Here is a 12,455-nt window from a genome sequence, read left to right as displayed (position 1 = left end):
CTTTTATGGGAAAAAGAATCTTATTGTTTTACTACATGTATTTTTTAGTACATGGTGTTTCCGCCAGTATTAATTGCAAAGAAAGTGACTCAATTTCATCTAATCCATCTGCCCCAAAGTCCAAAATAATCACACGGACTTTTTCAGAATTGGACGATCAATTAGCTCCAAGCCTACCCTCATTAAAATTAGAAGTAAGTGATTTGGGTAAGGAATATATCAATACGTTTTTACCAAACACGACAATTGGGAAACAAAGGGACCAAGCCAGGGCCGTTTTCCAAAAACTTGAGACCACCCAAAACTTTGTCAATCTCATTGCACCAAATGATTTGGTAACACTTCCCATTGGGGTTAAAAAGGAAATTGGGACCATCATGTATACAATGGCCATCAGTAAGGCCAAAATTACAACTGAATATACACAGGTCACAGCCTTTGTTCATATTCGAATACCGCAATCCGATGAAGACGGCAACCCCATAGAACTATTTTTTGGCGCGGACAATATTAAAATTTCACACCAAGGAGGTATATATGGAGATGCAAACCTTATACTGTTGGGGGATATTGGTATTCCGATCAATGGTGGCAATGGATTAGTGGGGTTAAAAGGTGGGTTTATGATGGATACAGGAAATGTTCAGGACCTAACCTATGTTACCATTGATTGCGGAGGCTTTAAGGAGTTGGGCGTATCAGCCGATCTACTTTTTTCCAGAAACATATTGGAGCCAGTTGATGCCAATTACGAGGTAATTCCGAATGAAAATGTGCAAGGACATTTTCAAACTGTAGTGGGGGATTGGAATGATATTTTAGTTGAAATTGATTTGCCACCCTTTCAGTTGGCCAAACCACAAAATGTTGATGGATCAGGCAAGGCAGGGATTATTTTTACTATAAAGAATGCCGTATTCGACTTTAGTGATGTCAGAAATTCACCAAGTGTACAATTCCCTGCAGGGTATCAACAATATCTAGTTTCTGGAAACGAACAGTTGTGGAGAGGGGTATATATTAATAATGTACAGGTTATTCTGCCCAAACAATTTAAAAAAAGAAATACTGATGAGCGGGTTACTTTCCAAGCATCAAACCTGCTGATAGATGGCTTGGGTGTTTCCGGAATTTTTTCCGCCGATAATGTGTTGCCAATTGATGAAGGTGATGCATCCAAGTGGCAATTCTCCGTAGATCATATAGAAGCTGAATTGCTTGCAAATACCTTGGTTGGGGCAGGATTTAACGGTAAAATTCTTTTGCCCCTTACCAAAGAAGCAACACCTGAAGAGGGTAGTGATACAACGACACTCAACCAAAGGGCACTAAGTTATGAAGCCATCATCGATCCTGTAAATGATGAATACCTACTTTCTGCCAAAGCCAACGATGCAATACCTTTTGATGTGTTTAAGGCAAAGGCAACGATTACGGCCAATTCGTATGTGGAGCTGCGTGTTTCCGAAAAAAGATTCAGGCCCAAAGCAGTACTTCACGGTAATTTGGCCATTAAAGGCAGTAACAATACATCCGACCCAAATAAGGGAACCGTTGATTTTAAAGGGATTACTTTCCAAAATCTTCAACTCCAAACGGTCTCACCTTATTTTCAAGTGGATTATATGGGGTATAATGGTGATGTGAAGTTTGCCAATTTTCCAGTGACTATATCTGATATTGAATTTACCTCCAGTAATACCACTGCTGCTCTAACCTTTAATCTTGACGTGAATATGATGGAAAAGGGTTTTGCCGGAAACACTACGCTTTCCATTGTGGGCGGTTTCAATGAAAAGGACGGTCTTCATCGCTGGCGTTTTCAAAAAATAGAACTGAATGAAATATTTGTGGAAGCTGATCTGGGAAGCATCCAAATCAGCGGCATGATAGATGTTAAAAGCGACGACCCGGTTTATGGTGATGGTTTTTATGGGGAACTGGGAGCCACTTTTAATGGAATAGCCGTGGATGCTTCGGCATGGTTTGGCAAAAAAGATTTTCGTTATTGGTTTGTGGATGCATACGCAGATTTATCACAGTCTATAACACCCGCTTACATTGGTCCGGCCAAGGTAAATGGTTTTGGAGGGGGAGCTTATTACAAAATGAGCAAAAAGCCAGGGGAGTATTCCGCTATGATCCCTTCGGGACAATCATATATCCCCAATGCAAACAATGGATTGGGGTTTAGGGCACTTATCGGATTTGCCCTTGCCAATGAAAAAGCCTTTAATGGTAAAGTCGGTTTTGAAATGGACTTCAACAACCATTTTGGGCTGAACCGTGTAATGTTCTTTGGAGAGGGACATATTGTAAAAGCACTGGATTTTGAGTTTGGGGAGAAATTCAAGCAAAAGCTACAGGGCTTAGAGGAAAACATCAATGCTTTTGGGGAAAACAACCCGACCATGCAACGCCTCAAGGAAACCAACTTGGTTAATTACAGTAAGGTGAGCTTTCCACAGGAAGGTTTGACCTTTGATATTGGAATCGATGCCCATTTTGCCATGGAGATGGATTTCCAACATAGTACGTTCCATGCTGAACTGGAAATCTATGTGAATACACCAGGTAACTTTTTTCAAGGAGTGGGTCCACGAGGTAGGGCCGGTTGGGCAGTTTTTCATATAGAACCTGATGAGTGGTACTTGCATATTGGAACACCTGAAGATCGAATTGGCTTAAAATTGGGATTGGGCGGCTTTAGTTTACAAAGCACTTCTTACTTGATGATCGGAGAAGACCTTCCGGGAAGTCCTCCACCGCCTCCAATTGTTGCCGAAATCCTTGGGGTAGATTTGGCTCAATTGGATTATATGCGAGACCTAAATGCCTTGGAAAGCGGTATGGGCTTTGCCTTTGGTGCAGACTTTAGTGTAGACACTGGCGATATGACCTTTTTGATATTCTATGCACGGTTTCAAGCTGGATTGGGCTTCGATATCATGATAAAAGATTATGGCGAAACGGCATGCAAAGGCAGTGGACAGATCGGTATTGATGGTTGGTATGCCAATGGACAGGCGTATGCTTACCTGCAAGGCGAACTCGGCATTAATATAAAATTGATGTTTGTGCGCAAGAAAATACCCATAATCAAAGCAGGTGCGGCTGTCTTATTGCAGGCGAAATTACCCAATCCGGCATGGTTTAAAGGATATTTGGGCGGACATTTTAACCTTCTCGGTGGACTTGTAAAAGGTCGTTTCAGGTTCAAGATAGAATTGGGCGAGGAATGCGAAATAGTTGGTGGGGCACCCTTAGGTGGACTTAAAGTGATTTCCGATGTAACTCCAAGAAATGGTACCAACGAAACGGATGTATTTACGGTGCCCCAAGCAGCCTTTAATATGCGTATTAATCATCCATTTGAACTGGAGGATGATGAGGGGGTAAAAACCTACCGAATTCTTTTGGATGAGTATACGGTTACCAGCCAAGGGAATACTATAAATGGTGACTTGGAATGGAACGAGAACAACGATTTGGCGAACTTTATATCCCACGATATTTTGCCCCCCAATTCACCCATTCATGTAAAAGTGGCCGTAAGTTTTCAAGAAAAAAGAGGGAACGGATGGGTTACTTTAACCTATGAAGGAAAACCTGCCAAAGAACTGGAGGAACGTAGCTTTACCACGGGTGAAGCGCCGGATTATATTCCATTGACCAATGTGGTTTACTCGTATCCTGTGGTCGACCAACAGTATTTCTATCAAAATGAAAGGAACTCGGGCTATGTAAAATTAAAACGTGGACAACCCTATTTGTTTGCACCTCAGACCGATTGGGTACAGGCCACAAGGTTTACAGCGGGCAACCAAAGCTTAAGTGTGGACGAAGTGTCTTACAATGTTTCGGATAAAATGATCCACTTTGATTTTCCATCGCTACAGAATCAACAAACCTATAGCTTTAAATTATTGAGCACATCCCCGCAAGTGGCATCATCAGGGAGTGCCAATGAAAATTATGCAGCACATGGCACCGAGCAGGAAGGAAACTCAATTGAGGTTCTAAACAGAGAAATAAGCACAACGGCCCAAAAGGCGAAAGAAACAGAAATTTTGGCTTATGAGTTCTCGACCAGTCAGTACAACACCTTTAAGGAAAAGGTAACTGCCAAAAAGATCGACCAATATTTATTGGATCCCATAACCTCCAATGTACACGCTTTACAGGTAGATGTGATACCATCGGAACGTTTTGACAAAGAAGAGTTACTGGGCGGTAAGTATACAGATGGAAAACCAATGATTGCTAGGCAAGCTGTCTTAAGTGATTCTTATTACCATGAAGCCATTGATCCGCTCATTTATGAAGGGTATCCATTGGAATCCCGCTTTACAGTGGACCGGGATGTTAATGAATTGGGCTTACCGCCTAAACGGGGTGTGGATATTATTACATGGTACATTTCCTATTTGGAAACCAATCCCAATTATTCTTTGTTGGATAGAAGAATACCCTATCGTTATAACTTGCCTTTTTATTACAAACAGGACTTCATCGATATTCAGTATAAAGTGGTAAATGCCTACCTGCATGAACCTCAGAAATATCAAACCCAAATCCATAAATACAATTACATCATCAATGGAATTATGCCGCCCATTCGCGCTGGTGACTACAAAGTAAAGTTTCAGTACATCCTACCGGGAAATATAGCGGGCACCTCCCAAATTTTTAACTATAACAATCCCTACTAATGCCAAAATCAATGAACCTACCCTTGATTTTAAGAAGTTCTTTGCTGATGGCTGTATTTGTATGTCTGTCCACTGACCAAGTATACGCCCAGCAGGATTCTTTGGCGGTGGAAACGCCTCAGATTGTGGTTATGGCCCGTCCGCAAAAATATGGTGAAATAATGCTCCGGTGGGCCGTTACAACTCCATTGGCGTGGCGAAAACTCAATGCGCATGGTTATGAGTTAAAGCGATACACGGTAACCAGGAACAATGAGACCCTTCCATCTCCCATAGAAAAGTCGTTGGGAATCTTTTTGCCCAAACCATTGGAGGAATGGATGCCATTGGTAGAGATAAACGATAATGCGGCGGTTATGGCACAATCCATTTATGGAGAGGGATTTGATGTTGAAGGCATGGACCAGCTATCTGCCATCATCAATTTGGCCGAAGAGCAGGAGCAACGGTTTGCTTGGGGATTGTATGCGGCCGATCAAGATTTTGAGGTGGCACAAATGGCAGGTCTCGGTTATATAGATCATCATGTGGAAGCCAATGAAAAATATGTATATCAAATAACATCGTTGGTTCCTGAGAGTATTTTGAAAGTCAACAAAGGTGGGGTGTTCACTGGTCTTCAGGATTATGAGGAATTACCAAAACCGTTGGATTTGGCCGTTGTTTTTTTTGATGGCAAATCTATGTTGAGCTGGAACTACGCTATCCACAATCAAATCTACAACAGCTACTTTGTGGAAAGGTCTGTGGACGGGGTCAATTTTGAAGGATTGCACGATTTGCCACTGACCAGTCTTAACAACAGTGAAAAAACCGACCCGTTACGGATGTTCTATACGGACTCCATTACCAACGGGCAGACCTATTATTACAGAATCAAGGGAAAAACACCTTTTGGAGAAATAAGTCCCGCCTCGGAAGTGGTTTCTGGAATTGGCGAGAAGAACCTGGCCTACGTACCCCATATCACCACGAAATATTTTGAAGATGACAAAACCGTGTTGTTGGAGTGGGAGTTTATGGAAGAGGGGAATAACCTGATCACTGGATTTGAACTCAACCGAAGCGATAACGTAGACGGAGCCTACAAAACCGTAGTAAAAAATATTCCGCCTGAAGCTCGTAAGGTACGGTATAACGGCTTGATGCCAACGAACTACATGACCATAACTGCCTTGGGCAAAAATGGTAGTAAGCGGACTTCGTTTCCCGCTTTGGTCCAACCCGTGGATTCCATTCCGCCCGATAAACCCATAGGGTTTAAGGGAGAAGTGGACAGTTTGGGTGTGGTGACATTGACCTGGACTCCTAATACCGACAAGGATATTCTTGGGTATCGTGTTTTTAAAGGAAACAATAAGGAGGAGGAATATTCACAGATTACGGTTTCTCCGCACCAAGGAACTACCTATTCCGATAGTGTTTCGGTAAAGAACCTGAACAGTAAAGTGTATTACCAACTGATTGCTGTCGACCAACGCTTCAATATGTCCGAGCCTTCCGAGATTTTGGAACTTAAGAAACCGGACTTTATCAAACCCACCCAACCTGTGTTTAAATCCTACAAGATTAATGATGGAAATGTGAACCTCACTTGGGCCAATAGCTCCAGTGAAGATGTGGTTCGGCATGAAGTATATCGAAAGGAACGGGATAATCTGGAGTGGAAACTTGTTTATACGCTGAACAGTGGGCAGTATACAGATAGCAGTATGCAGTCCACTGCCCAACTGTCCAGTGCCTCCCCGCCTGCTAAACCCCTGCCTACTGAACAATGGACAGATAAAAATGTAAAAGAAGGACAACAGTACAGTTATACCCTTATCGCCGTTGACGACAGCAAATTGGAATCGGACCCCGCACCACCACTTACGGTAATTGTGCCCAAGACCAGTTTATCTCCCCCTTTAAAAGGACTGTACGGCGAAGCGGATAGGGAAGCGGGAACCATAACAATCCGATGGAAACCGTATACCGAACCCAATGCATCCAAAATAGCTATTTACAAAGGAGTACAAGGTAACCCCATGAGTTTGTTAAAGGAAATTCCTGTGGATACCAAAGGGATTGTGGATGGCAAAGTAAAACCGAACAATACCTATGAGTATCTGTTTCGGGTGGTGTTTAGGGATGGTAGTGTGAGTGAAGTTTCAATGTTGGACATAAAATATTAGAGTGATGAAAAAAAATGTTTGCTTATTAATTATCTCTTTTACTCTATTTCATAGCAATTATCTTTTTGGCCAATACTATGAGTCACAAATTACCATCACATTGGATGGAGGTTTAATGTTTGATGAAAATCCAAAAGGATCAGATATTATTTTTTTGGGTTATTCATTTTATAATAGCGAAAGTTGTTCACCTCCAATAGATGCCATAGTAACACTTAATAGTTATAATGTTTGTGGAAATAATTTGAAATTTCCTATTTTTTCTAATTTTTTTGGTTTTTCCCAATCTTTCATAACCGATTTTAATCCTTTTTCCGCTGGTATTTCTGGAAGATTGGATGTGCATACTGGTATTGCCTTAAAACAAGGATTGCAAAATGCAGGTACTAACTTATTTAGTGTGAACTATGCCTATGATATTCCAAACTTTGAAGAATGTACTGAATACTTTGACTATGATAACAACACAAACATAATTTCCTCTATTAAGGTTAGAGTGGCTGAGCTTGGTAAAAACTTAAAAAGTTTGAACCCTCAATTTCAAAATGATAATTCCATAGGTTGTGGTGATAACATTGACTTGAAAGTTAATGCCTGTGGAATTAACTCCCATTATGCGTTCGAATATCAAATATGGGATGTAAATGATCTTATACAGGATTGGGAGGAAGCTATTCCTTACGGATATCATGGACCTCCAAGTCTGGGAATTGAAGATTTGCCAGGAGCTGAACCTGGTTATTCAATCATTATAAGACTTAGATACGTTGAAAATGAATCAAATGACAGTAATGATTATTCTGATATACTCACATTTGTCTTTGATTCTTGCTCCCCAGAACTCCTTGACCTAACCCCCCACAAAACTTCCTGCCAAGGAGCTAATGATGGCAGTTTTACGATGACTGTGGATAGGGATTTAGATGAAAATATTAATGAAGAACTGGTTGTTTCAGTTTATGATGCAAATGACATAGATGGTGGAATTTTGGAACAAGAAGACACCACAGTTTTAATTGATAACCAAAACAATACTTTTTCATATAAGTTTTCAAATATTTTAAAGCCCGGAGAGTATAAGATTAAATATCAGACCCATCCTAAGGGTCAAGCCGATGAACCTTGGGATAGCCTAGAGATTTCCGATGACTCGTTTTTCGTAGAAGACCCTGACCCAATAATCTTTTCCCTCCAACATCTAAACGATGTTTATTGTAATGGAGGAAGTGATGGCCGTTTTAAAATTACGGCCTCTGGTGGTTCGGAAGAAGGGAAATATCAATATAGCATCGACGGGGGGAACTGGATGGATTTTAGCAACCCCAACCTCAACACCCAAATTGTTAATGGTCGGTCCCAAGGGAGTTATACCGTAGCCGTTCAACGGGTCAATGGCAACATTACCTGTGCAGGACAAGATGATGGTGGGGACAAAATCCTTATTGATCAGCCGCTGGAATCTATATCAGCCGATCTTTTTCAATATATTGAACCCACCGCCTTTGGTTTCACTGATGGCAGTATTACCGTAGATGTTTCAGGGGGTACACCTTTTCCAAACCAAAGTTATACCTATACATGGCTTGATGAAGCGGATAATCCTATCAATACCAGCTCCGCAGAGTACGTAAATAATGTATACCGCATCACCTTGGAAAACGTAACCGCAGGAACCTATCTTTTACGGATCACAGATGCCAACTACAACCAAGCGGACGACAAAGGCGGTTGTGTCTTTATTCAGGATTTTGAGCTGCCCGGACCTCCAGAACTTCAATTGACCGTTGAGGAATCTATGCCGATTTCCTGCAATAGCAACAATGATTACAATAATCCGTCCAACGATGGTGAGTTGACCGCCATTGCTTCAGGTGGGGTGCCACCTTACAAATATTCTTGGAGTAAAAAAGATGAAAACGACGAATGGCAGGATGTCCCGAATAATGACTCCAACATTATCGGTAATCTTGAAGCGGGCGAGTATGCAGTAAATGTAATAGATGCCAATGAAATTACAATTGGAACCTATGTGAACAACATACTACAACAGGCCAACCCCGTAATCTATAAGTTGGAGGAACCTGAACTCCTCACCGTTCAAATAGAAAAAACGGACATTAACTGTAATGGAGGTGCCGATGGGACAGCCACCGCAATTGTTAGTGGCGGAACACCCCCTTATGAATATTTTTGGTCAGCCGGGGCAACAACTCAGACGGCTGAGGGCCTTTGGTTGGGTAGCCATTCCGTTCATGTGTTTGATGCTTTGGGCTGTGAGGCCAAAGCGGATGTCACTATTGGACAACCCGATACTCCAGTAACCATTACCAACCCCGTATATGTGGAACCTACCGCCAATGGCTTTACCAATGGCAGCATTACGGTTCAGGTAAACGGCGGAACGCCCTTTAACGACAACACTTACTCCTATGAATGGCGGGATGCCGGAAACAACCTTATCAATACTACCACCGCAGAGCCTACCCCTGACGGCTACACCATACTAGTGTTCGACATTCCCGCAGGTACTTACACCATCACTGTAACCGATGCCAATTATGCAAATGCTGTTCAAAATGAAGGATGTACCTATATTGCTGAGTTAGTTTTGGAAGAGCCACCTGCTTTAGCGTTAAGTGTGGAACAAACCATGCCCATATCCTGTAATGGTGGTAACCAATTCAATAATCCGGCCGATGATGGACAATTGATGGCCATCGCATCAGGTGGAGTACCCTTTAACCCCTTGATTGATGGCCTGTACGCCTATAGCTACACTTGGAAGAAAAAGGATGGGCAGAACAACTGGCAAATCATTCCCAATGTTACCGGGAATGTGTTGGACAATGTGGCTGCCGGCGAGTATGCGGTCAATATCAAAGATGCCAACGGAATTATTTTGGGCACCTACGTGGACAATATATTACAAGAACCCATGGATTTTGAGTATCCGGTCGCTGAAACGGAACCCATTGTATTGCAATTGGATAAGATGGATGTTTCTTGTTTTAACGGAAACGACGGTTTTGCATCGGTGTCCATAGAGGGCGGAATGCCTCCTTACAAAGTTTCATGGTCTTCAGGAGCCAACTCCGAAGTTACGGAAAATTTGACGGCTGGAACCTACTTTGTCTATGTCAAGGATTTTTATGGTTGTGAGGTAAGTGGTCAGATGACCATAGATCAGCCCGAGGAATTGGTGATCCATATAATAGATACGGTTGCTCCCACTTGTTATGATGCCAACAATGGAAGCATCTCTGTTGCGATTTCTGGCGGAATCCCTCCTTATACCTATCTATGGAACAGCGAAGAAAATACCTTGTCACTCCAAAATTTAGGTGAAGGCACCTATACCCTAAACGTGATGGATGCTATTGGTTGCGTTACGTCAAAAGATATTGAGTTGACGGCACCTTTTCCAAGTGCAGTTGATTTGGGCGAGGACAGAACGCTTTGCAACGGACAGGAACACTATTTGGATATTTCGGTGGATGACCCGGCCGCAACATATGTATGGACCTCTAACAACGGGTTTTCCAGTATTTCGCCCCAAGTCACGCTGTCCAACCCTGGAATTTATACAGCCACCGTGACCAATAGTTTGGGTTGTTCGGGAAGTGATACCATACAAATTGCAACTGTGGAAGTACAAGTTGATTCCCAGTTTTTGATTACATCACAAGCCTTTGCAGGGGAAGAAGTGGTTCTGGTAAATACAAGTAACCCCATAGGAACTAATGAGGAATGGGTTTTTCCTGATGAAGCAATAGTTGTTGAACAAAGTAAAGGCATGGCCATTGTCCGTTTTGATGACCCAGGGGCTTACGAAGTGGGTCTACGAAACTATCAAGGTGAATGTTACCAAGATGTGACCAAAACAATTATTGTGGCAGCGGCAAGGGAACTGCCAGATATCGGGGATGCGCTATCACCTTTCATCAAAGAGTTTAAAGTATATCCAAACCCATCGACAGGCTCATTTACCGTTAGGGTGTCCTTCCAGGAAAAATCAACGGCATCCTTGCGGATTTTTGGTTTGACCACAAATCATGTATTCAGCGAACAGCAATTTACTGGCAGTGCCGTGTACGAGGTGCCATACGCCATGGATCTGGCTTCGGGCGTATATCTCTTGTTGCTGGAAACTCCCAAAGGAAGTGAAATCAGAAAGATTGTGATTCTATAATGCAAAGCATTAAATACATAGCCGTTGTTGTATCAATTTGGCTTTTAACATCGTGTGCCAAGGAAGTGGCCCTGCCCATTGATGCGGATTTTGGGGTAGAAGTGGAGAACAACGATTATTCTGTTCCCGTGCGAGTAAAGATTACGAACCTAACCGAAGGTGCGGATACTTATTCATGGACTTTTAAAGGGGGAGTACCGGCATCTTCCACTGACAAAAACCCGGGCACCATTCTTTATACGGCAAGTGGGAACTATACCATTTCCTTGGAAGCATCGAACCAGGACGGAACAAAAGAAGTTTCCAGTTATCAAATTACGGTTGACGATGCGATTGTACCGGATTTTCGAGTGAACATAGAGAACGATGCGTTCCTACCTATGATTGTTAACATGGAAAACCGAACAACAGGGGCAACCAATTATCAATGGACGTTTGAAAATGGGATTCCACCCTCTTCAACAGTGGCATCACCACAAAACATTGTTTTTAATGAACCGGGCAACCACATCATAACCCTAAAAGCTGGAAATGGTAGAGAAACAATCCTGGTTTCCGATACGGTTATGGTAGCCCCTGATATTCTTGCTGATTTTGATATAGTACCTGCTTTTGAGGACGATGATTTTCAAGCCCCGGTTACCTTGAACTTCAAAAATAAAAGTATTAGCGCTACCGGGTTCGAATGGAAATTTGGTACCGCCGCCCCATCCTCCAGTTTGGAAACCAACCCAACCATTGCCATAAATGAACCCGGTGTCCATCAAATCAAACTCAAAGCTTTCAACAGCAAGCGAAGCCATACCATTAGCAAGGAGGTTACAATATATAAAAACACCAACCTTAGGATATTAAGGGATGTTAAATTGGGAATCAGTACTGCCCATCATACCAATCAAGTGGGTGCCTTGTATTCCACATTGACCAGGGAAGTATATGATGCCGCCAGTGTTCCATTGGATCAAGGAAGTAGTATCGATATCGCTTTTTTCGCATTGAATCAGGATTTCAACTTCAACAAGTTTGTATCTCCGGATGAGGTTTCAGATTATACGTTCGAACCAATCCCCGATGCAAAGCATACCAAAATTATCAACCTACAGGAATCTTGCGAATGTGGAGCATCGCTCTCAGTTATGGAGTTCGATGCTATGGAGGACGATTCACTACTTGGTGTGTTGAATATTGAAGAAACCATCGGCGGGATTCAGGATTTTGACAACACCGTGGTGCCTAGGATAGTACTTTTTGAATTCTGGGACGGTAGAAAAGGGGCCATTAAAGTAAAGGAGTTTGTTCAGGATGGCACGAATTCACATATCGTAGTGGATGTTAAGGTGCAGAAACAGTAGGCAGTAGGCAGTGGGCAGTAGTCAGTAG

General features: G+C 42.4%; 4 protein-coding genes. All 4 read left to right on the top strand.

Features of this window, described 5'->3' with window-relative positions; translation table 11 throughout:
- Window positions 1–5 precede the first annotated feature (5 nt).
- The 4 genes from EO131_RS04060 to EO131_RS04045 all read left to right on the top strand — a co-directional run bounded on the left by EO131_RS04060 (window position 6) and on the right by EO131_RS04045 (window position 12,427).
- Window positions 6–4,712: a hypothetical protein gene (locus EO131_RS04060; protein ID WP_127019175.1), complete on the top strand. Its 4,707-nt coding sequence runs from the start codon at window positions 6–8 to the stop codon at window positions 4,710–4,712.
- Between the two features lie 11 nt (window positions 4,713–4,723).
- Window positions 4,724–6,886, top strand: a complete 2,163-nt coding sequence (locus tag EO131_RS04055; protein ID WP_164731609.1) for a fibronectin type III domain-containing protein — start codon at window positions 4,724–4,726, stop codon at window positions 6,884–6,886.
- A gap of 901 nt (window positions 6,887–7,787) precedes the next feature.
- On the top strand, window positions 7,788–11,075 hold the full coding sequence (locus tag EO131_RS04050; protein WP_206512841.1) for a T9SS type A sorting domain-containing protein: 3,288 nt from the start codon (window positions 7,788–7,790) through the stop codon (window positions 11,073–11,075).
- Window positions 11,075–12,427, top strand: coding sequence for a PKD domain-containing protein (locus tag EO131_RS04045; RefSeq protein WP_127019168.1), 1,353 nt, complete (start codon window positions 11,075–11,077; stop codon window positions 12,425–12,427). The genes EO131_RS04050 and EO131_RS04045 overlap by 1 nt, the downstream gene beginning before the upstream one ends.
- The last annotated feature ends 28 nt before the right edge of the window (window positions 12,428–12,455 follow it).

Source organism: Flagellimonas beolgyonensis, assembly GCF_003992615.1.
Classification (GTDB): Bacteria; Bacteroidota; Bacteroidia; order Flavobacteriales; family Flavobacteriaceae; genus Flagellimonas; species Flagellimonas beolgyonensis.
This window is presented reverse-complemented; position numbering and strand designations above follow the sequence as displayed.

What these genes read in the sequence shown, in the direction of transcription:
- EO131_RS04050 (WP_206512841.1), top strand. Translation starts at nt 7,788, where the DNA reads ATGACTGTGGATAGGGATTTAGATGAAAATATTAATGAAGAACTGGTT.
- EO131_RS04045 (WP_127019168.1), top strand. Translation starts at nt 11,075, where the DNA reads ATGCAAAGCATTAAATACATAGCCGTTGTTGTATCAATTTGGCTTTTA.
- EO131_RS04060 (WP_127019175.1), top strand. Translation starts at nt 6, where the DNA reads ATGGGAAAAAGAATCTTATTGTTTTACTACATGTATTTTTTAGTACAT.
- EO131_RS04055 (WP_164731609.1), top strand. Translation starts at nt 4,724, where the DNA reads ATGAACCTACCCTTGATTTTAAGAAGTTCTTTGCTGATGGCTGTATTT.